Origin of the sequence: Burkholderia sp. AU31652, assembly GCF_002223155.1 — a bacterium.
In the GTDB taxonomy this organism is placed as follows: Bacteria; Pseudomonadota; Gammaproteobacteria; order Burkholderiales; family Burkholderiaceae; genus Burkholderia.
Genome location: NZ_NKFG01000005.1, coordinates 1,326,100 through 1,346,074, shown reverse-complemented (window position 1 = coordinate 1,346,074; position 19,975 = coordinate 1,326,100). Strand labels below are relative to the sequence as shown.

The 19,975-nt window shown below is 68.6% G+C and carries 17 protein-coding genes; 11 read left to right on the top strand and 6 right to left on the bottom strand.

Annotated features, from left to right (window positions below):
• Positions 1 to 74 precede the first annotated feature (74 nt).
• The 4 genes from CFB40_RS23615 to ilvD all read left to right on the top strand — a co-directional run bounded on the left by CFB40_RS23615 (position 75) and on the right by ilvD (position 6,584).
• The gene (locus CFB40_RS23615) at positions 75 to 1,700 is read left to right on the top strand and encodes an APC family permease (RefSeq protein ID WP_089427722.1); all 1,626 of its coding nucleotides are present in this window, start codon (positions 75 to 77) and stop codon (positions 1,698 to 1,700) included.
• Between the two features lie 76 nt (positions 1,701 to 1,776).
• Complete coding sequence (locus CFB40_RS23610; RefSeq protein ID WP_089432538.1) at positions 1,777 to 3,360, top strand: aldehyde dehydrogenase (NADP(+)); 1,584 nt, start codon at positions 1,777 to 1,779, stop codon at positions 3,358 to 3,360.
• 1 nt (position 3,361) lies between these two features.
• Positions 3,362 to 4,384 carry an Ldh family oxidoreductase gene (locus CFB40_RS23605; protein WP_089432537.1) on the top strand — a complete coding sequence of 341 codons (1,023 nt, stop codon included), beginning with the start codon at positions 3,362 to 3,364 and terminating at the stop codon, positions 4,382 to 4,384.
• Positions 4,385 to 4,724: 340 nt separating this feature from the next.
• Positions 4,725 to 6,584, top strand: coding sequence for a dihydroxy-acid dehydratase (gene ilvD / locus CFB40_RS23600; protein ID WP_069251334.1), 1,860 nt, complete (start codon positions 4,725 to 4,727; stop codon positions 6,582 to 6,584).
• A 140-nt stretch (positions 6,585 to 6,724) separates the two neighbouring features.
• Here the strand turns inward: ilvD and CFB40_RS23595 are convergent, their stop codons facing one another.
• Together CFB40_RS23595 and CFB40_RS23590 are read right to left on the bottom strand one after the other, a co-directional pair.
• The gene (locus CFB40_RS23595; protein WP_089432536.1) at positions 6,725 to 7,564 is read right to left on the bottom strand and encodes an SH3 domain-containing protein; all 840 of its coding nucleotides are present in this window, start codon (positions 7,562 to 7,564) and stop codon (positions 6,725 to 6,727) included.
• A 33-nt stretch (positions 7,565 to 7,597) separates the two neighbouring features.
• On the bottom strand, positions 7,598 to 8,035 hold the full coding sequence (locus CFB40_RS23590; RefSeq protein WP_089427727.1) for a hypothetical protein: 438 nt from the start codon (positions 8,033 to 8,035) through the stop codon (positions 7,598 to 7,600).
• Between the two features lie 297 nt (positions 8,036 to 8,332).
• Here CFB40_RS23590 and CFB40_RS23585 point away from each other — a divergent pair, with 297 nt between their 5' ends.
• Entirely contained in the window at positions 8,333 to 9,868 is a 1,536-nt protein-coding gene (locus tag CFB40_RS23585) for a sigma-70 family RNA polymerase sigma factor (protein WP_089432535.1), read from the top strand.
• A 181-nt stretch (positions 9,869 to 10,049) separates the two neighbouring features.
• Positions 10,050 to 10,952 carry a helix-hairpin-helix domain-containing protein gene (locus CFB40_RS23580; protein WP_089427729.1) on the top strand — a complete coding sequence of 301 codons (903 nt, stop codon included), beginning with the start codon at positions 10,050 to 10,052 and terminating at the stop codon, positions 10,950 to 10,952.
• Between the two features lies 1 nt (position 10,953).
• On the opposite strand, the gene CFB40_RS23575 is transcribed toward CFB40_RS23580, so the two are convergent.
• Positions 10,954 to 11,649, bottom strand: a complete 696-nt coding sequence (locus CFB40_RS23575; protein ID WP_179255298.1) for a hypothetical protein — start codon at positions 11,647 to 11,649, stop codon at positions 10,954 to 10,956.
• A 188-nt stretch (positions 11,650 to 11,837) separates the two neighbouring features.
• A complete protein-coding gene (locus tag CFB40_RS23570) occupies positions 11,838 to 12,263 on the bottom strand; it encodes a helix-turn-helix domain-containing protein (protein ID WP_046547576.1) in 426 nt (141 codons plus the stop codon).
• A 140-nt stretch (positions 12,264 to 12,403) separates the two neighbouring features.
• Between CFB40_RS23570 and CFB40_RS23565 the strand changes: the two genes are divergently transcribed.
• Complete coding sequence (locus CFB40_RS23565) at positions 12,404 to 12,901, top strand: DUF2938 domain-containing protein (RefSeq protein ID WP_089432533.1); 498 nt, start codon at positions 12,404 to 12,406, stop codon at positions 12,899 to 12,901.
• 258 nt (positions 12,902 to 13,159) lie between these two features.
• On the opposite strand, the gene CFB40_RS23560 is transcribed toward CFB40_RS23565, so the two are convergent.
• Positions 13,160 to 13,600, bottom strand: a complete 441-nt coding sequence (locus CFB40_RS23560; RefSeq protein WP_047850156.1) for a MarR family winged helix-turn-helix transcriptional regulator — start codon at positions 13,598 to 13,600, stop codon at positions 13,160 to 13,162.
• A 122-nt stretch (positions 13,601 to 13,722) separates the two neighbouring features.
• On the opposite strand from CFB40_RS23560, the gene CFB40_RS23555 reads away from it, so the two are divergent.
• Positions 13,723 to 15,252, top strand: a complete 1,530-nt coding sequence (locus CFB40_RS23555; protein ID WP_089427733.1) for a DHA2 family efflux MFS transporter permease subunit — start codon at positions 13,723 to 13,725, stop codon at positions 15,250 to 15,252.
• A 37-nt stretch (positions 15,253 to 15,289) separates the two neighbouring features.
• Here the strand turns inward: CFB40_RS23555 and CFB40_RS23550 are convergent, their stop codons facing one another.
• Positions 15,290 to 16,804, bottom strand: coding sequence for an acetyl-CoA hydrolase/transferase family protein (locus CFB40_RS23550; RefSeq protein ID WP_089432532.1), 1,515 nt, complete (start codon positions 16,802 to 16,804; stop codon positions 15,290 to 15,292).
• 654 nt (positions 16,805 to 17,458) lie between these two features.
• Here CFB40_RS23550 and CFB40_RS23545 point away from each other — a divergent pair.
• The 3 genes from CFB40_RS23545 to CFB40_RS23535 are packed head-to-tail and all read left to right on the top strand — an operon-like array spanning position 17,459 to position 19,943.
• Positions 17,459 to 18,139: a CDP-alcohol phosphatidyltransferase family protein gene (locus CFB40_RS23545; protein ID WP_039357120.1), complete on the top strand. Its 681-nt coding sequence runs from the start codon at positions 17,459 to 17,461 to the stop codon at positions 18,137 to 18,139.
• Positions 18,136 to 18,945: a HalD/BesD family halogenase gene (locus CFB40_RS23540; RefSeq protein ID WP_089432531.1), complete on the top strand. Its 810-nt coding sequence runs from the start codon at positions 18,136 to 18,138 to the stop codon at positions 18,943 to 18,945. The genes CFB40_RS23545 and CFB40_RS23540 overlap by 4 nt, the downstream gene beginning before the upstream one ends.
• The gene (locus CFB40_RS23535; protein WP_089432530.1) at positions 18,942 to 19,943 is read left to right on the top strand and encodes an HpnL family protein; all 1,002 of its coding nucleotides are present in this window, start codon (positions 18,942 to 18,944) and stop codon (positions 19,941 to 19,943) included. The genes CFB40_RS23540 and CFB40_RS23535 overlap by 4 nt, the downstream gene beginning before the upstream one ends.
• Positions 19,944 to 19,975 lie beyond the last annotated feature (32 nt).

Below are 19,975 nucleotides of genomic sequence, written 5' to 3'. Positions count from 1 at the left end.
AGGCTGGCGCCGCTGCTCCGTCGGAGCGCGGCGCACCTCGAGCCTGTGCCGACATTCCTCCAGGAGACACGCCCATGCCAGGCCAAGGCAACGCTCACCCGTCTGTCCCGCTTTCCCGTTCCGCGCACCCCGACGCGGGTCACGGCAAGTTCAAGAAACAGCTGTCGCTGACCGATCTCACGTTCATCGGTCTCGGCGCCATTTTCGGTTCGGGGTGGCTGTTCGCCGCGAGTCACGTGTCGACGATCGCGGGCCCGGCCGGCATCTTCTCGTGGCTGCTCGGCGGCTTCGCGGTGCTGCTGCTCGGCATCGTCTACTGCGAACTCGGCGCCGCGCTGCCGCGCGCGGGCGGCGTGGTCCGCTACCCGGTGTTCTCGCACGGCCCGCTGCTCGGCTACCTGATGGGCTTCATCACGCTGATCGCCTTTTCGAGCCTGATCGCGATCGAAGTCGTCGCCGCGCGCCAGTATGCGGCCGCGTGGTTTCCGGGCCTGACCGTCGCAGGATCGAGCGACCCGACCACGCTCGGCTGGCTCGTGCAGGCCGCGTTGCTGGGCTTCTTCTTTTACCTGAACTATTCGAGCGTGAAGACGTTCGCGAAGGCGAACAACATCATCAGCCTCTTCAAGTTCATCGTGCCGCTGGCGGTGATCGCCGTGCTGTTCACGTTCTTCAAGCCCGCGAACCTGACGATCCAGGGCTTCGCGCCGTTCGGTATGCCAGGCATCGAGATGGCCGTGTCCGCCGGCGGCATCATCTTCGCGTACCTCGGGCTCACGCCGATCGTGTCGGTCGCGAGCGAGGTGCGCAATCCGCAGCGCACGATCCCGATCGCGCTGATCCTGTCGATCCTGCTGTCGACGCTGATCTACGTGCTGCTGCAGCTCGCGTTCATCGGCAGCATCCCCACCGACATGCTCGCCGCCGGCTGGCACGACGTGAGCAAGGCGTTCTCGCTGCCGTACCGCGACATCGCGCTGGCGCTCGGCGTCGGCTGGCTCGCGGTGATGGTCGTCGCCGACGCGATGATCTCGCCGAGCGGCTGCGGCAACATCTACATGAACGCGACGCCGCGCGTGGTCTACGGCTGGGCGAAGACGGGCACGTTCTTCAAGGTGTTCACGCGCGTCGACGAAGCATCGGGCATTCCGCGCGCGGGCCTGTGGCTCACGTTCGGCCTCGCGATCTTCTGGACGCTGCCGTTCCCGTCGTGGGAAGCGCTGATCAACATCGTGTCGGCCGCGCTGGTGCTGAGCTATGCGGTCGCACCGGTGTCGGTCGCCGCACTCCGCCGCACCGCGCCGGACCTCCCCCGGCCGTTCCGCGCGAGCGCGTTCGGCATCACCGGCCCCGCATCGTTCGTGATCGCCGCGCTGATCGTCTACTGGTCGGGCTGGAGCACGGTGTCCTGGCTGCTCGGCCTGCAGATCGTGATGTTCGTGATCTATCTCGCGTGCCGTCGCTGGGTGCCGACCGCGCACCTGAGCCTCGCCGAGCAGGTGCGCTCGTCCGCGTGGCTGATCGCGTTCTATGCCGCGATGATCGTGCTGTCGTATCTCGGCGGCTTCGGCGGCACGGGCCAGCTTGCCCATCCGTACGACACGGTCGTCGTCGCGGCCGTCGCGCTCGTCATCTACTACTGGGGCGCGAATACAGGCGTGCGCTCGGAGAAGCTGCAACTCGACGACGACGAGGACTGACGCACTCGCTCCTTTTCCCATGATCCCTTCGGCCGGGCGCTCCACGCCCGGCTCCTGTCTTTTTCCGAGGAAAACCATGCAACTCACAGGTCAGCTCCTGATCGGCCCGTCCGCCGTCGCCGGACAGAACGGCACCCTCCACGCGATCGCCGCCGCCACCGGCGAACGGCTCGAACCCGCCTTCGGCGGTGCGAGCCTGCACGACCTGGAAACGGCCTGCGCGCTCGCCGACGACGCCTTCGACACCTATCGCGAAACGTCGCTCGAAGCCCGCGCCGCGTTTCTCGACGCGATCGGCCGCCACATCACGGCGCTCGGTGACGACCTGATCGAGCGCTGCGTCATCGAAACGGGCCTGCCGCGCGCGCGCATCGAAGGCGAGCGCGGCCGCACGGTCGGCCAGCTCGCGCTGTTCGCGTCGCTCGTGCGCGACGGCGCCTTTCTCGACGCGCGCATCGATCCGGCGCGCCCCGAGCGCAAGCCGCTGCCGCGCGTCGACCTGCGCCTGCGCAACGTCGCGGTCGGGCCCGTCGCCGTGTTCGGTGCGTCGAATTTCCCGCTCGCGTTCTCGGTCGCCGGCGGCGATACCGCGTCGGCGCTCGCGGCCGGCTGCCCGGTGATCGTCAAGGCGCATTCGGCACATCCGGGCACCTCGGAACTCGTCGGCCGCGCGATCCAGCAAGCCGCGCGTGAATGCGGGATGCCGGCCGGCGTGTTCTCGCTGCTGTTCGACGCGTCGCGCGAGATCGGCCAGGCGCTCGTCGCCGATCCGCGCATCAAGGCCGTCGGCTTCACCGGCTCGCGCCGCGGCGGCGTCGCGCTGATGCACATCGCGGCCGCGCGCCCCGAGCCGATTCCCGTCTATGCGGAAATGAGCTCGATCAATCCCGTGCTGCTGTTTCCCGCCGCGCTCGACGCGCGCCACGATGCGATCGCGCCGCAGTTCGTCGCGTCGCTCACGCTCGGCGCCGGTCAGTTCTGCACGAACCCGGGCCTCGTGCTCGCCGTCGACGGGCCCGCGCTGCGCGCGTTCGAGGAAACGGCCGCCGCCGCGGTGCGTGCCGCGCCCGCGCAAACGATGCTGACGCCGCCCATCCACGCCAGCTACGAACAGGGCGTCGCGGCGCTGCGCGATCACGCGGCCGTCGAGCTGCTCGCACAAGGCGCCGAAGGCAACCGCCTGCAGGCCCGCGCGGCGCTGCTCGCGACCTCGGCCGACGCGTTCGTCGCGCATCCCGAATTGCGAGAAGAAGTGTTCGGCCCCGCTTCGCTGATCGTGCGTTGCCCGGACGCCGACACGCTGCATCGCGTGCTGAAGTCGCTCGAAGGCCAGCTGACGATCGCGGCACACCTCGCCGATGGCGACGCGCCGCTGTTCGCCGCGCTGCGCCCGCTGCTCGAGCGCAAGGCCGGCCGCATTCTCGTCAACGGCTTCGGCACGGGTGTCGAGGTCGGCCATGCGATGGTGCACGGCGGCCCGTTCCCGGCCACGTCCGATACGCGCACGACGTCCGTCGGCGCGCGCGCGATCGAGCGCTTCCTGCGCCCGGTGTCGTATCAGGACCTGCCTGATGCGCTGCTGCCGGACGCGATCCGCAACGGCAATCCGCTGAACGTGCCGCAACGTATCGACGGCGTGCCCGCGCCGCGGGAGGCGTGAGATGACCGCATCCACCGACGAAATCGTCCTGTCGCTCGATGACGTCCACGCGCTCGCGCTGCGCGTGCTGACGCACAACGGCATGTCCGACGCGCATGCGCGTGCCATCGCCAACGTGATCACGCAGGGCCAGCGCGACGAATGCCATTCGCATGGCGTGTACCGGCTGCTCGTCTGCGTGCGTTCGCTGAAGAAAGGCAAGGTCGATCCGCAAGCCGTGCCGACGCTGCGCCGGCTGTCGTCGTCGATCGTCTCGGTCGACGCACATCGCGGCTTTTCGCTGCTGAGCTTCGAGACCGGCCTGCCGGTGCTCGTCGAGATGGCGAAGCAGCACGGCATCGCCGCGATGACGATCAACCACTGCTACCACTTCTCCGCGCTGTGGCCGGAGGTCGAGGCCATCGCGGCCGAGGGGCTGGTCGGCATCGCGATGAACCCGAGCCATAGCTGGGTTGCACCGGAAGGCGGCAAGGAGCCGGTGTTCGGCACGAACCCGATCGCGTTCGCATGGCCGCGCCCGGGCGGTGTGCCGTTCGTGTTCGATTTCGCGACGAGTGCGATCGCGCGCGGCGACATCGAGCTGCATGCGAAGCAAGGCAAGGCGATCCCGCCGGAATGGGCGATCGACGCCGACGGCCGGCCGACCACCGATCCCAAAGCCGCGCTGCAGGGCGCGATGCGCACGTTCGGCGGCCACAAGGGTTCGGCGCTCGCGGCGATGGTCGAACTGCTCGGCGGCGCGCTGATCGGCGACATGACGAGCCGGGAATCGATGGACTTCGACGAAGGCGTCGGCGCGACGCCGTGCCACGGCGAGCTCGTGATCGCATTCGACCCGAAGGTGTTCCTCGGCGACGATCTCGACACGGGGCTCGCGCGCGGCGAACGGATGTTCGAATCGATCGTCGCGCAGGGTGCGCGGCTGCCGTCGCAACGCCGCTTCGACGCCCGCGCGCGCAGCATCGCGAACGGCGTGCGGATTCCGAAGGCGCTGTACGACGAGATCCTGACGCTGCTCGACTGACGCGCGATCGAGCGGCGCGGCTTCGTCGTCGGCAAGACGGGCGATGAAGCCGCTGCTGGGCTCCGCTGGCGATGGCCGGCTTCCGGCTTCGCGTGCTCCCGCCATTCCGTCTTCGCGCCGCGCTTTGTTCGGTTCTTTCGGCCTGTGCGCCCACGCGCTGCCCGCCGCGCCCCACCCGCGCCGGTCGGCCTTGCCCGCCGGCGCCGCGCGCCCGGCGGCTGTGGGATAATCACGAAGTTTGCCCAGGGCGCAGCTCAAGAGGTTGTTCGCACGGGCGCGAGAGAGGCCTTTATTCCCCGTGCCTCCACCCTTTTCCCGCGATATTTCTTCAGCAACGACCATGCCCACTTACCGTTCCAAAACCTCCACCGCTGGCCGCAACATGGCAGGGGCGCGCTCGCTCTGGCGCGCCACCGGCATGAAAGACGACGATTTCTCGAAGCCGATCATCGCGGTCGTCAACTCGTTCACGCAGTTCGTGCCGGGGCACGTGCACCTGAAGGATCTCGGCCAGCTCGTCGCGCGCGAGATCGAGGCGGCCGGCGGCGTCGCGAAGGAATTCAACACGATCGCGGTCGACGACGGCATCGCGATGGGCCACGACGGCATGCTGTATTCGCTGCCGAGCCGCGACATCATCGCCGACTCGGTCGAATACATGGTGAACGCGCACTGCGCGGACGCGATGGTCTGCATCTCGAACTGCGACAAGATCACGCCGGGGATGCTGATGGCCGCGATGCGCCTCAACATCCCGGTGATCTTCGTGTCGGGCGGCCCGATGGAAGCGGGCAAGACGCGCCTCGCGAACCCGGTCACCAAGGCCATCGAGGTGAAGAAGCTCGACCTCGTCGACGCGATGGTGATCGCGGTCGACCCGTCGTATTCCGACGCCGAAGTCGCCGAAGTCGAACGCTCGGCCTGCCCGACCTGCGGTTCGTGCTCGGGCATGTTCACCGCGAACTCGATGAACTGCCTGACCGAAGCCCTCGGCCTGTCGCTGCCCGGCAACGGCACGGTGGTGGCCACCCACGCCGACCGCGAGCAACTGTTCAAGCGCGCCGGCCGTCGCATCGTCGAACTCACCCGCCAGCACTACGAGCAGGACGACGAACGCGTGCTGCCGCGCTCGGTGGGCTTCAAGGCATTCGAGAACGCGATGACGCTCGACATCGCGATGGGCGGTTCGACCAACACGATCCTGCACCTGCTGGCGATCGCGCAGGAAGCCGGCATCGACTTCACGATGAAGGACATCGACCGCCTGTCGCGCGTCGTGCCGCAGCTGTGCAAGGTCGCGCCGAACACGAACAAGTACCACATCGAGGACGTGCACCGCGCAGGCGGCATCATGGCGATCCTCGGCGAGCTCGACCGCGCCGGCAAGCTGCACACCGACGTGCCGACCGTGCACGCGCCGTCGCTGAAGGACGCGCTCGACCAGTGGGACATCGTCCGCACGCAGGACGACGCGGTCCGCACGTTCTACCAGGCCGGCCCGGCCGGGATCCCGACGCAGGTCGCGTTCAGCCAGAACACGCGCTGGCCGAGCCTCGACCTCGATCGCGCCGAAGGCTGCATCCGCTCGTACGAGCATGCGTTCTCGAAGGAAGGCGGCCTCGCCGTGCTGACGGGCAACATCGCGGTCGACGGCTGCGTGGTGAAGACGGCCGGCGTCGACGAGAGCATCCTCGTGTTCGAAGGCACGGCACACGTGACCGAATCGCAGGATGAGGCAGTCGACAACATCCTGAACGACAAGGTCAAGGCCGGCGACGTGGTGATCGTGCGCTACGAAGGCCCGAAGGGCGGCCCCGGCATGCAGGAAATGCTCTACCCGACCAGCTACATCAAGTCGAAGGGCCTCGGCAAGGCATGCGCGCTGCTGACGGACGGCCGCTTCTCGGGCGGTACGTCGGGCCTCTCGATCGGCCATTGCTCGCCGGAAGCGGCAGCGGGCGGCGCGATTGGCCTCGTGCGCGACGGCGACAAGATCCGCATCGACATCCCGAACCGCACGATCGACGTGCTGGTGTCGGACGAGGAACTGGCGCGCCGCCGCGAAGAGCAGAACGCCAAGGGCTGGAAGCCGGCGCAGCCGCGTCCGCGCAAGGTGTCCGCTGCGCTGAAGGCCTACGCGAAGCTGGTCATGTCCGCCGACAAGGGTGCGGTGCGCGACCTGTCGCTGCTCGACGACTGATTGGGGTAGCAACTAGCAAGGCCGGCTGCTTGTAACACGTAGCCGGTCAGGCTGCGGGCCGTCGCCCGCTCGCCCGATCCAGAAGCCGCTCTCCGGAGCGGCTTTTTTTCGTCCTGCGCCGACCCAATGCATCGGCATCGTCAGTGACGGAGTTCTTCCGGGCCGCCGCCTCCGCCACCACCGTGGCTTCCGCCGCCGTTCCCGCCGCCTTGCGGCCGCCCACCGCCGCCACCCCAACCACCGCCCGGGTGCACTGGTACCGGCATCGAACGGCCCTCACCGCCCGGCGCGGGAGGCGGACGCATGACGGCGGCCGGTGGCGGATGCATGACGGCCTGCGGCGGCGCTGCCGGACGCGGATTGCCGGCTGCACCCGGCATCGGCGCAGGCGCGGGTGCCGGCGCAGGCGCAGCCGGCGGCGGCGTGCGAATCGCGCCGTTCCAGCCGCCGCGTGCAGCGGACGGCCGCGCGTCATGCACGGGCGGCGGTCCGCCCGGTGCGGCCTGCGGCGGCCCACCCGGTTGCGGGCGCCCCTGTCCCGGCGGCGCGCCGCCCGGGCCGAGCCGCGGTTCCGCTCGGTGTTCCCACCGATCGCGGTCATGGAACCAGGGGCGGTGACGGTAGTAGCGATCCCAGTACGCACCGATCGCGAACCCCGTGATCGGCACGCCGACGATCGCGCCATATTCGAGCAGCGGCGCATAACCGCCCTGGTACGGATAGTCGATCAGTTGCGCGTCGATCCAGCCGCGCACGCCCGGCAGCGCGACGTCGCACCACGTGTAGTCGCTCAGGCAGCCGAACACGTCCAGCGCGGTGCCCGGCGGAATCTGCGCGACGACCGGATAGTCGGGCGCGGGCCCGGCGAACAGTTCGGCCGGCGAATTCGTGTAGCCGGTGCTCTGTGCCTGTGTAATATCCGGCGCGGCCGCCAGGCCGAGCAGGACGACGCACAGGCTACGGACAATCGTGTTCCTCATGATGCTCTCCCGCGCGGTGCCGCCGCGCGCCGGTCAGTGCCGATGCCCGCCCCAGCCGCCGCCCCAGTGGCCGCCGCCCCACGGACGATGCCCGTACCCGCCGCGTCCACGCCAGCCGCCGCCCCATCCGCCCCAGAAGCCGACCGAGATCGCCGGTGCGCCCCAGCCGTACCAGCCCGGGTAATACGCGGGGGCATAGTACGGATACGGATAGGGATACGGTGGCGGATAGGCCGGCGCGACGTAGACGGGCGCCGGATCGACCACCGGCGGCGCGACCGCCGCCGCAGCCGGGCCCGGCGCAGTGGTGGCCGGCGCAGCCGGCGTGACGGGAATCTCGCGCTGCGTCAGCGTGGCCGGCGCCGGTGTGTAGTACGGCGCATAGCCATACGGACTCGTGTAATAACAGCCGCCGAGGGCCAGCGTCGTCAATGCGAATACCGCATACCTCGCGGCAGGAATTGGGGTCATCGGTTGCTCCGGCAGAATCCACGCGTCGCCGCCAGGCGCGCGCCTGACTCTAGCTTACGTCCCCTGCAGATTTCCGCTCGGTCTGATCGGTTACTTTTTGTTTCCTGCACCGGACGGGCGCGCGGGCACGCCGCATGCTGGCACGTCTGCCGCACCCGCGTTGAAGTTCGCGCAAATGCCCTCAACTTGAACGATGTCAGGCTGGCCGGCGCGGACGGGGTTCGCGAGCAACCGGCGGCCCGAAACCAGCGGACTTCGGCCCGCCCAGACAGGAACGCGGCTCACGCCGCCATCGACATGACTACGCCACGGCCCACTCCCCGGGCGGACACGCCGCTCGATCCGATCATCCAGTTGCTGGCGCTCGCCGGCGAACAGGGTTATCTGACCCACGCCGACCTCGTCGACGCGCTGCCGCCCGAAAGCGACAGCCCCGACGCGCTCGACGTCGTGCGCGCCGCGCTCGCCGACATCGGCATCGCCGTGCTCGACGAGCCGGCCGCGCCTGCACCGTTCGCCGGTTCGGCGCCGGTCGACGTCGATCGCGATGCGCTCGACGAAGGCCGCGCGATGCTCGGCGACCTCGCACGCGGCACGAGCGCGTCGACCGATCCGCTCGCCCTCTACATGCGCCGCATGCAGGCGGTGCCGCTGCTCACGCGCGAAGGAGAAATCGTGCTGGCGCGCGAGATCGAGACGGGCCGCCACCAGATCCTGCACGCGCTCGCCGGCTATCCGGCGGCGGTGGACGCGCTGCTCGCGCGTCATCGCGCCCCGGCTTCGACCCGCGCAGCCGGGTCGTCCGACGACGACGCCGGCGACACGCCTGCGCCCGCCAGCTACGACGCGCTGCAGGCGGCCGTCGCGGCCTTGCGCGGCGCATTGCACGCGCACGGCTACCGTTCAGACGAATACCGTGACGCACGCAACCACGTCGCCGCCCTGCTCGGCTCGATCGCGTGGGTCGCACCGGCCGTCGACGACGCGAGCGGCGTCGTGCGCACGCTCGTGTCCGCGCCGCATCGCGCCGCGGCGGGCGAAGCCGCCTGCTTCGACACGGTCGCGCGGCGGGCACTCGCCGCGGCGCTGGCAGACGGCCAGCAGAAAGTGCACGACGCCACGCGCGCGATGCTCGAGGCGAACCTGCGGCTCGTGCTGTCGATCGCGCGCAAGTACATGAACCGCGGCGTCGACCTGCCCGATCTCGTGCAGGACGGCAGTCTCGGCCTGATGCGCGCGATCGAGAAATTCGAATACCGGCGCGGGTTCAAGTTCTCGACCTATGCGACCTGGTGGATCCGCCAGGCGATCGCGCGCGCGGTCGCGGATCGCGCCCGCACGATCCGCGTGCCCGTGCACGTCGGCGACCAGTACCAGCGGGTGCAGCGGCATGCGCTGCGTTTTCGGCAGCGCACGGGCCGCCGGGCGACGCCGGCCGACCTCGCCGCCGAAACCGGCCTCGACGAGGACAAGCTGCGCGCGGTGCTCGCGCTGCCTGCCGAGCCCGTGTCGCTCGACGCGCCGCTGCCCGACGCGGACACCGGCCTCGTCGAGCTGATCGAGGACCAGGCGTCGGCCAGCCCGTTCGAGCAACTGGCCGACACGCGGATGCGCGAATGCGTGAGGTCGCTGCTCCGGTCGGTCACGCCGGCCGAGGCCGACGTGCTGCGCCGGCGGTTCGGGCTCGGCGGCGCCGAGCCTGACACCTACGACGCGATCGCGCAGGACGCGGGCATGTCGCGCGAACGCGTGCGGCAGATCGAGAAGCGGGCGCTCGCCGCGTTGCGCACGGCCGCCGAGGCCGAAAACGCGCAGTCGTTCCTCGACGCGTGACCGCCTCACGCGACGCACGGTCGTGCCGCTTTCCGGCACGACCGTGCGCGTCGAACCTGTGCTACGTTTGCCATTGACGTGCGTCAAGTTTTCTTCATCGCGTGTCGTGACAATGATGAAAGGCCGACCGGCGCATCGTTCGCCGTGTCCATTCCGTTTGTGCTTCCCCGGGTCCCTCGCCATGCAGACGACCGTCAGCCAAACGTTCGAGGAAAACCGGCATATCGCGGCCTGCCTGCGCGAGGCGGCGCAGCGGCTGGCTGACCAGGGCGCGAATCCGTACCGGGTCGCCGCGTACCGCGCGTCGGCCGAGACGGTCGACGCGCTCGACCTCGACATCCGCTCCCTGTTCGAATCCGGTGGCGTCGATGCGCTCGGGATGCTGCCCGAGGTCGGCACGGGCGTCGCCCAGGCGATTGCCGAGCTGCTGGTGACGGGGCGCTGGCGCCAGCTCGACCGGCTGTGCGGCGACGCCGAACGCACCTCCGCGTTCGAAGCGGTGCCGGGCATCGGCCACGCGCTCGCGCTGCGCATTCACGACCTGCTGCACATCGATACGCTCGAGGAACTCGAACGCGCGGCCCGCAACGGCCAGCTCGAAACGATCTCGGGCGTCGGCCCGCGGCGCGCGGCCGGCATCCGCGCCGCGCTCGACGACGTGCTGAGCCGCCGCCGGCGCTGGCAGGGCCACGTGCAGGACGCCGGCCGCGGCACGGAGCCGCCCGTCGAACTGCTGCTCTACATCGACCGCCTGTACCGCAACAAGGCCGCCGCCGGCGTGTTGCCGACGCCTGGCGTCGTACAACGCGTCACCGCGCATCGGCGCCCGAATGCGGACGACTACGTGCCGCTTCCCGTGATGCACATGACCAAGGGCGGCTGGCATTTCACCGCGCTGTGCCTGCATGCCGCGATGCGCACGCCGGAGGCGTCCCGCCCGACGGACTGGGTCTCGCTCTATTTCTACGACGCCCTGCAACGCGAGCATCAGCGGACCGTCTTCACCGAAACGTACGGCTCGCTCGTCGGCAAGCGCATCGTGCGCGGGCGCGAGCAGGAATGCCGCGTGTACTACGCGGGATGACTCAGTCGTCGCCGGTTTCGTCGACGTCGAACGGGACGTCGAGCACCGACGCGACTTCGCGACATGCATGGGTGAGCACGCGCGATCGGCGGCCGGAATAATCTGCCGCGAGATAGAACCAGGTCGAATGCGGCCCGCAATCGTCTTGACTGTTCCGTTTCGGTACGTCGAACCAGAACTTCACCATGTAGCCGCCCTTCCAGCGAACCGGAATCACCTGCGTGAGCTGCATTCTCGTGATTGCACCGTGGCGGAACCGGATGGTGTCGTCACCGACGCGGAACCCCGACCACGCGCCGTCGTTCGACACGAACACGGTCAGCATTTCGTCCGGCAGCACGACGGTCGGGGCGTCTTCCTGGGCCAGCTCGGCCGTCGACACCATCGCCGCCCTCGAACCGTCGCGCCCCGTCTCGACATCCACGTACGCTTCGATCGTCCGCTTCGCCTTGTCGTAGAAACTGCGCGTGACGTCGGACCGCACGGCGTCGGCGATCAGCACCAGTTGCTTGAATCGTGCACGCTCGCCGTATCGAAACGGCACATCGGGTGCGTCGCCGGGCTCGTCAGCCAGTTCGTCCTCCAGACTATCGGTCCGTACAGGCGGAGCGGCCATGACAGGCGGCTCAATGCCTCCGCGCCGCCGAGTCACCCAATCGATTCCCAACGCCAGCAGCACTTGCGGCGTCACCATCACGACGGCCACCGTCGCGAGCCCGGCGAGCACCCCGAAATGCGGCGCGACCCGCGATGCCGCATACGCGGCAGGAAACACAAGCAAAATCCACACGCTGCAACCCCGTTGTTCCAGTTTGCGATGTCTGGTACCGCATGACTCCGCGCATCACCCTGCCATCGGCCAACCCGCCGATGCATACTCGCCGCCTACGCACCCTCCGTCTTCGTGCGGCGGGCCGGATGGCGATGCGCGGCGATCCGCAGCAGCTTCTGGAACGACGGGCATTCGAGATGGTTCGATGCCGGGCACACGGCCGCATGCCGCAACGCATCGCGCACGGCGCCGAGACGGCGGATCGTGCGGTCGAGTTCGTCGGCCTTGCCGTCGAGCTTCGCGCGATCGATCGCAGGCAGGCCGTCCGTGCCGACCATCGCGAGGATGTCGTCGAGCGAAAAGCCGGCCTCGCGGCCCAGTGCGATCAGCGCCAGGCGCTCCAGCACCGACTCGTCGTATTGCCGCCGCAGCCCGTGGCGGCCGATCGGGACGATCAGCCCCTTTTCCTCGTAGTAGCGCAGCGTCGACGCGGGCAATCCCGAGCGTCGCGCCACCTCTGCAATGTCCAGCCTGCTCATGCTTGACCTCAAGTGAACTTGAGGTTGCAAGATAGTCGTTCGACTCGATGAAGACAAGCCCGGATCGCCATGAAACCGTTGAAACCACGCCGTATTCCGCTGCACCGCGCGGCCTGTTCCCTTCTCTGCGGAGGGACGCGATGAGCCTGCCCGACGTCCTGCCCGACCTGCTGCTGATCGGCACGGGCGCCACGCTCGTGATGGATCTGTGGACACTGTTCCGGCGGCGTGCATTCGGCATTCCGTCGCTCGACTATGCGCTGGTCGGCCGCTGGATCGGCCACATGATGCACGGCCGGTTCCGGCATGCGTCGATCGGCGCCGCGGCGCCCGTGCCGGGCGAACGTGCGCTCGGCTGGGTCGCGCATTACGCGATCGGCATCGCGTTCGCGGCGCTGCCTCTCCTGATCGCCGGCCCGGCGTGGATCGACGCGCCGACCCCGCTCCCCGCGCTAGTCGCCGGCCTCGCCAGCGTCGTCGCACCGTTCTTCGTGATGCAGCCCGCGTTCGGTTTCGGCATCGCGGCGTCGCGCACGCCGAACCCGGGCGTCGCGCGCCGGCGCAGTCTCATCACGCATCTGTCCTACGGTGTGGGGCTTTATCTGGCTGCGTACACGCTCGCGGCACTGGCCCGTTGAGCAGATGGACTTCCGGAGGCCGTAACAGCTAGCGTCGGCTCAACCGAGCCGACGTCGATACCCACGCAAGCGCTTCGTCGAACATGGCGAGCGTATCGTCTCGTGTGCCAGCCGGACGACGGCCACGCCGGGCATCGGCACCCGCGCAACGGCGATGACAACGCCGCGTGCCGGCATGCGGGCAAACGCGGCGTGCTCGCGCGCTGCCGCCCGGTGCTTTCAAGTCGTTCATCCGGCCCGCCCGAATGGCGGGCGACCTCACTCCCCGCCGCAATCGATCAGGTTGTGGCGCACGCGCCCGAGCAGCCGCACCAGCGTGTCGCGCTCGTCGGGCGTGAAGCCGCGCAACCCGTCGTCGGCGACGGTGTCACCCACTTCGAGCATCTGCGGAAAGATCTCGCGCGACTTGTCGGTCAGCCGGATCACGAATGCGCGGCGGTCGTCGTCGTTCGCGATGCGCTCGATCCAGCCATAACTTTCCATCCGGTCGAGCAACCGCGTGAGCGAGATCGGCGCGATCTCGAGCCATTCGGCGAGCCGCGCCTGATTCATCTCGCCCTTCCACGTCAGGTACGCGAGCACGCGGCTTTGCGCCCGGGTCAGCCCGATGCGCTTCGCGCGCCGGTCGAACAGGCGTCCGTTCAGGCGGGCGACATCGGCGATCAGATAGCCGATCCGGTTCTCGTAAGTCTTGTCCATCCGGCGATTATAGGGGTCAAGCCGGCCATGCCTCAGCGATAAGCGGATATATAATAAGCGTGCTTATAATTCCAGCCATACCGGATCGCCGCCCACGGCGACCGCCCCGTGGAGACACCCGCTTGAACCCCGCCGCCGACGCCCCCGCCTCGCCCGCCCTGAACCGGCCGATGCTGACCCTGTCGATCATGCTCGCCACGCTGATCCAGACCCTCGACAGCACGATCGCGAACGTCGCGCTGCCGCACATGCAGGGCACGCTGTCCGCGTCGCAGGACGAGATCACGTGGGTGCTGACCTCGTATATCGTCGCCGCGGCGATCGCGACCCCGCTCACCGGCTGGCTGTCCGACCGGCTCAGCGTGAAACGGCTGCTGATCGTGTCGATCGCGGGCTTCACGGTCGCGTCGGCGCTGTGCGGGCTGTCCGAGACGCTCGTGCAGATCGTTGGCGCGCGCCTGCTGCAGGGCGTATTCGGCGCCGCGCTGGTGCCGCTGTCGCAGTCGATCCTGCTCGACATCAATCCGCGCGAGAAACAAGGCCAGGCGATGGCGATCTGGGGAATGGGCGTGATGGTCGGCCCGATCCTCGGCCCGACGCTCGGCGGCTGGCTCACCGACAGCTACAACTGGCGCTGGGTGTTCTTCATCAACGTGCCGATCGGCGCGTTCGCGCTCGCCGGCGTGATGACCTTCCTGCCCGCACGCGCGCCGCGCCCGCACGTGAAGTTCGACGCGTTCGGCTTCGCGACGCTGGCGCTCGCGATCGGCGCGTTCCAGGCGATGCTCGACCGCGGCGAACAACTCGACTGGTTCGGCTCGTACGAGATCCGCATCGAGGCGATCGTCGCGGCACTCAGCTTCGCGTTCTTCCTCGTGCATACGGCGACCGTCGGCAAGGCGTCGTTCTTCAAGTCGGAACTGCTGCGCGACCCGAACTTCGCGACGGGCACGCTGTTCATCTTCGTGGTCGGCGCGGTGCTGTACGCGACCCGCGCGCTGCTGCCGCCGATGCTGCAGAACCTGATGGGCTACCCGGTCGCGACGACGGGCCTCGTCACCGCGCCAAGCGGCGCCGGCACGATGATCGCGATGCTGTTCGTCGGCAGGCTGCTGAAATACGTGGATGCGCGGATGCTGCTGCTCGCGGGACTGGCGATTTCCGCGCTCGCGCTCTGGCAGATGATGCAGTACACGGTCGTGCTGTCCGAAGCGGACATCGTGTGGCCGGGCGTGGTGCAGGGCTTCGGGCTGGGGCTCGTGTTCGTGCCGCTGAGCGCGCTGTCGTTCTCGACGCTGCCGCCCGACCTGCGTGCGGACGGCACGGCCACCTACAGCCTGATGCGCAACATCGGCAGCAGTATCGGCATCTCGATCGTGCAGACGCTGATGACGCGCAACACGCAGGTCGCGCATGCCGACCTCGCGACCCACATCACGCCGTTCAACCCGGCCGTGCAGGCGATGGTCGGCAGCCGCGTCGACATCGCGCTGCTCGACCGCACGATCAACCAGCAGGCGTCGATGATCGCGTACCTGAACGACTTCAAGCTGATGTTCGTCGCGACGCTGCTGATGATTCCGCTGTTGCTGCTGATCCGCCCGCCGCAGAAGGCGGCGAGCGTGGAAATCGCGCACGCGGCGATGGATTGACGGGCGCACGCGCGGCGCGCGCCCGCTTCGCTCCGCGTCAGGCCTTCATCGTGCCCGTGCGCACATAGCGCTCGTGCCACGACAGCGCCTCGGCGAGCAGGTGCGGCGTGTGCTTGCCGAAGCTTTCGCGCGACGCACGCTCGAAGTAATCCTCGAGCATCGGCCGGTAGTCGGGATGCGCGCAGGTCGCGATGACCTTGCGTGCGCGCTGCTTCGGCGACAGGCCGCGCAAGTCCGCGAGACCCTGCTCGGTGACGACCACCGCGACGTCGTGCTCGGTGTGATCGACGTGGCTCGCCATCGGCACGATCCGCGAGATCGCACCGCCCTTCGCGGTGCTCGCAGACATGAAGCACGACAGGTAGCCGTTGCGCGCGAAGTCGCCCGAGCCGCCGATGCCGTTCTGGATCTTCGTGCCCATCACGTGCGTCGAGTTCACGTTGCCGTAGATGTCGGCCTCGATCATCCCGTTCATCGCGATGCAGCCGAGCCGGCGCACGAGCTCCGGATGGTTGCTGATCTCCTGCGGGCGCAGCACGATCTTCTCGCGGAACGTCGCGATTTCGTCGGCGAAGCGCTGCACGGCGGCCGGGCTCAGCGACAGCGCGGTGGCCGACGCAAAGCTCAACGTGCCGTCCTGCAGCAGATCGAGCATGCCGTCCTGGATCACTTCGGTGTACGCGGTCAGGTTCGAGAAGCCGGCCGAGCTGAGCTCAGCGAGTACCGCGTTCGTGATGTTGCCGACGCCCGACTGCAGCGGCAGCAGGTTTTCCGGCAGGCGGCCGCGCTTCACTTCATGGCGCAGGAAGTCGATCAGTTGCAGCGCGATCTGCTTGGACGTCGCGTCCGGCGCGGAGAACGCGTTGCTGCGGTCCGGCGCGTCGGTCTCGACGATCGCGACGATCTTGTCGGCCGGGCAGCGCAGGTACGGCTCGCCGATCCGGTCGTCGCTCTTCGTCAGCGGAATCGGCTTGCGGTGCGGCGGCAGCGCGGTGCCGTAATAGACGTCGTGCATCCCGTCGAGGCCGAGCGGCTGGCGCGAGTTGACCTCGAGGATCACGTGCTTCGCGCGTTCGAGCCAGGTCTTGTTGTTGCCGATCGACGCGGACGGAATCAGCAGCCCGTCCTCGCGGATACCCGCGACTTCGACGATCGCGACATCGAGATCGCCGTACAGCCCGAACCAGGCGTACTGCGCGACATGGCTCAGGTGGACGTCCTGGTAGTCGACTTCGCCGCCGTTGATCTTGTCGCGCAACGTCGGGTCGGACTGGTACGGCAGGCGCATCGAGATGCCGTTGGTGCGGGCGAGCGCGCCGTCGAGTTCCGGCGCGGTCGACGCGCCCGTCAGCACGTTGATCCGGAAGTCCTCGCCGCGCGTGTGCGCCGCGTCGATGTGGGCGGCAAGCGCGGCCGGGACGGCCTTCGGATAGCCTGAGCCCGTGAAGCCGCTCATGGCGACGGTCATGCCGGGACGGATCAGCGCGGCGGCTTCGTCGGCGGTGCGGACGAGCGAACGCAGGGCGGGAGCGAGGATGCGTGATGAAGACATGGCTGGTTTCTGACGCTTGGGGTCTGTCGTTGACGTCGCGGGGGGTGTCTCCTGAGCGACATGAAGCCCTTGGGGCCGCGAGGGGCGGCCGGCACCACAGGCACGGTCGGAGTATCGCAGAGGCCATCGCCGCAAAATGTCCGCTAAATGCAAAAGATCCTTGCCGGATTTGCCGGGTATCGAACGACCGTTCTGTGACAGGCGTGCCGTTTAAATCGGATGCACACGAAAGGTGCGCGAAAGCATCGGGCAGAACGACCGGTCGCCGATCGACAACTCACGCGCATCAATCGACGAATTTCCACTGCGCTTTATCGCCTGCGGATCGGCAATGACCGACGCCCGTCCGGCGCGGCCAATTGTCGCCCGATGCGGCTTGTCCCGACCTGACGCACGTCAAGCTCGCACGCGCCGCGCGACGCGCGGCGGGAAGCGCGAAAAGCACCGCCGCACCGGCCTGTGAGGCCCGTCCGTCCTTGACAGTCGCGCGTTGCGAACCACACTGGAATACGGATGCCGCCGCCCCGTCTGGCCGCCCTTTCGCGCACGCTTTTTTCGGCCGGCCGATCGCCGCAAGACGCGGTAACACTCCCTCATGTCAGGACATTGATCGAATAAAAAGCACCAAATTACAATTCCGTATATATTTCGCCGATGGACCAAAGAAAAACCGCCACACGTTCCGAACCGCCCCTGCCGCGCACCTGGGATGCGCGGCTGGCGCGCTCGCTTGTCCGACCGCTCGTCGACACGCCCGTCACCCCGAATCACCTCACTACCGTTCGCCTGCTGATCGGCCTCGCCGGCGCCTGGTGCCTCGCGCACGGCGGCTTCGGCTGGAGCAATGCAGGCGCGTTCCTGATCGTGCTGTCGAACTTCGTCGACCACACCGATGGCGAGCTCGCACGCATCAGCGGGAAATCCAGCAAGATCGGTCATTTTTACGACCTCGCGGCAGACGCGCTCGTCACGGTCGCGCTGTTCGTCAGCATGGGCGTCGGCATCGTCGCCCAGGGCGGCCAGATGGCTGCGTCGCCGGTGCTGCTCGGCGCGGTGGCCGGCGCGGCCGTCGCGCTGATCTTCTTCCTGCGCATGCGGATCGAATCGTTCGCCGGCAAGGCCGGCACCAAGCAGGCATTCGCCGGCGGCTTCGAGACCGAAGACGTGCTGTACCTGCTGCCGCTCGTGACGCTGTTCGACGGCGTCGAGCCGTTCCTGCTCGCGGCGTCGATCGGCGCCCCGCTGTTCGCGGCGTGGGTCGTGTTCGACTGGTGGCGCATCGTTCGGCGCGGCAACGTTTCGCAGAACCCTACTGAAATCCAGGCTTCCAAATGACTCCTAGCACGCGCGACGACTCCGTGCTGAGCCCGGCACGCCCCGCGCCCGTGCGCGCGGCCGCGGCCGACCCCGATCGCACCGTGGCCGACCGTGTCGGCCAGCTCGACCTCGACCGCCTGCGCGGCGACTACACGCGCCAGGGCTCGTTCCTTTATCTCGACACCTTCCTGCCGGCCGACGCGCACGCGAAACTGGCCGACGCCGCCCGCGCGCTGCAGGCCGGCCTGAACCGCAATTACCTGCCCGGCCACAAGCAGGGCGGCAGCGTCAGCCGTCATACGATCGACGAGCAGGCGCCGTACATCGCCGAGCTGTATCGCTCGAAGGCACTGATCTCGTTCCTCGAGAAAGTCACGGGCGACAAGCTGATGCTGTCGCCGGACGACGATCCGCACGCGTACGCGCTGTATTACTACACGAAGCCCGGCGACCACATCGGCTGGCACTACGACACGTCGTACTACGACGGCCGCCGCTACACGCTGCTGATCGGCGTGATCGACGAATCGTCGTGCCGGCTCGACTACGAGCTGCACACACGCAATCCGGACGTAGCCGACGAACCGGGTTCCGTGCAGATCGCCGACGGCGGCATCGTGCTGTTCGACGGCGACAAGCTGCGCCACCGCATCACGCCGCTCGGCCAGAACGAGATGCGCGTGTCGCTCACGTTCGAATACGTGACGAACCCCGGCATGCGGCCGTGGAAGCGCTTCATCTCGAACATGAAGGACGCGATCGCGTATTTCGGTTTCCGCCAGGTGTTCAAGCAACTGGCGACGCGACGCACGAGCGGGTCATGACACGCGCGGGCCTCATCCTGCTGTCCCTCGGGACCGCACTCTTCATCGCACTGCTGGCCTGGCAGGGCGTCGGCGCCGTGGCGTCCACGTTCCTCGCGGCCGGCTGGGGGCTCGCGCTCGTCGCGGCGTTCCACGTCGTGCCGCTCGCGATCGACGCGGTCGCGATCTCCGTGATGTTCCGCCCCGGCCAGCCGGGCGCCGAGCTCGGCAACGCGCTGCGCGCGCGCTGGGTCGGCGAATCGGTGAACAGCCTGCTGCCCGCCGGGCAGATCGGCGGCCCCGTGCTGATGGTGCGCCACCTCGCGCAGCGCGGCACGCGGATGGCCGACGCGGCGGCAGCCGTCACGGTCAGCACGACGATGCAGGCGCTCGCGCAGATGGCGTTCGCGCTGATCGGCATCGCCGCGTTCAGCCTGTATGCGACGCACGAATCGGTCGCGCACCTGCGCACGCCCGCGCTGATCGCCACCGGCGTGCTCGGCGCCCTCGCCATCGGGTTCTATGCGGCGCAGCGGCGCGGGCTGTTCGGCCGCGGCCTGCGCCTCGCGTCGAAGCTGCTCGGCCCGCGCGACTGGTCGTCGCTGGCCACCCGCGCCGATGCGATCGACGACGCGGTCGGCGCGCTGTACCGCGATCGTGCGAAAGTCGCGAAGACGTTCGCATTGAGTCTCGTCGGCTGGATCGTCGGCACCGCCGAAGTGTGGCTCGCGCTGCACTTCCTCGGGCATCCGGTGAGCTGGCTCGACGCGCTGCTGCTCGAGAGCGTCGGCCAGGCCATTCGTGGCGCGGCCTTCGCGATCCCGGGCTCGCTCGGCGCGCAGGAAGGCGGCTACCTGCTGCTCGCGCCGCTGGTCGGACTGCCGCCCGACGCGGCGCTCGCGCTGTCGCTTGCGAAACGCGCGCGCGAACTCGCGCTCGGCCTGCCCGGCCTGCTCTATCTGCATTTCAGTGAAAGAAACTGGCAGCGGCGCCGTGCGCCGCAGCCGCTCGCCGACTGATCGTTCAGATCCGCCGGCTTTTTGGTTGGAGA

Coding starts and splice junctions, on each gene's coding strand:
- CFB40_RS23610 (WP_089432538.1), top strand. CDS start 1,777: ATGCAACTCACAGGTCAGCTCCTGATCGGCCCGTCCGCCGTCGCCGGA.
- CFB40_RS23580 (WP_089427729.1), top strand. CDS start 10,050: ATGCAGACGACCGTCAGCCAAACGTTCGAGGAAAACCGGCATATCGCG.
- CFB40_RS23560 (WP_047850156.1), bottom strand. CDS start 13,600: ATGGACAAGACTTACGAGAACCGGATCGGCTATCTGATCGCCGATGTC.
- CFB40_RS23565 (WP_089432533.1), top strand. CDS start 12,404: ATGAGCCTGCCCGACGTCCTGCCCGACCTGCTGCTGATCGGCACGGGC.
- CFB40_RS23590 (WP_089427727.1), bottom strand. CDS start 8,035: ATGACCCCAATTCCTGCCGCGAGGTATGCGGTATTCGCATTGACGACG.
- CFB40_RS23585 (WP_089432535.1), top strand. CDS start 8,333: ATGACTACGCCACGGCCCACTCCCCGGGCGGACACGCCGCTCGATCCG.
- ilvD (WP_069251334.1), top strand. CDS start 4,725: ATGCCCACTTACCGTTCCAAAACCTCCACCGCTGGCCGCAACATGGCA.
- CFB40_RS23595 (WP_089432536.1), bottom strand. CDS start 7,564: ATGAGGAACACGATTGTCCGTAGCCTGTGCGTCGTCCTGCTCGGCCTG.
- CFB40_RS23615 (WP_089427722.1), top strand. CDS start 75: ATGCCAGGCCAAGGCAACGCTCACCCGTCTGTCCCGCTTTCCCGTTCC.
- CFB40_RS23550 (WP_089432532.1), bottom strand. CDS start 16,804: ATGTCTTCATCACGCATCCTCGCTCCCGCCCTGCGTTCGCTCGTCCGC.
- CFB40_RS23570 (WP_046547576.1), bottom strand. CDS start 12,263: ATGAGCAGGCTGGACATTGCAGAGGTGGCGCGACGCTCGGGATTGCCC.
- CFB40_RS23540 (WP_089432531.1), top strand. CDS start 18,136: ATGACTCCTAGCACGCGCGACGACTCCGTGCTGAGCCCGGCACGCCCC.
- CFB40_RS23535 (WP_089432530.1), top strand. CDS start 18,942: ATGACACGCGCGGGCCTCATCCTGCTGTCCCTCGGGACCGCACTCTTC.
- CFB40_RS23545 (WP_039357120.1), top strand. CDS start 17,459: ATGGACCAAAGAAAAACCGCCACACGTTCCGAACCGCCCCTGCCGCGC.
- CFB40_RS23605 (WP_089432537.1), top strand. CDS start 3,362: ATGACCGCATCCACCGACGAAATCGTCCTGTCGCTCGATGACGTCCAC.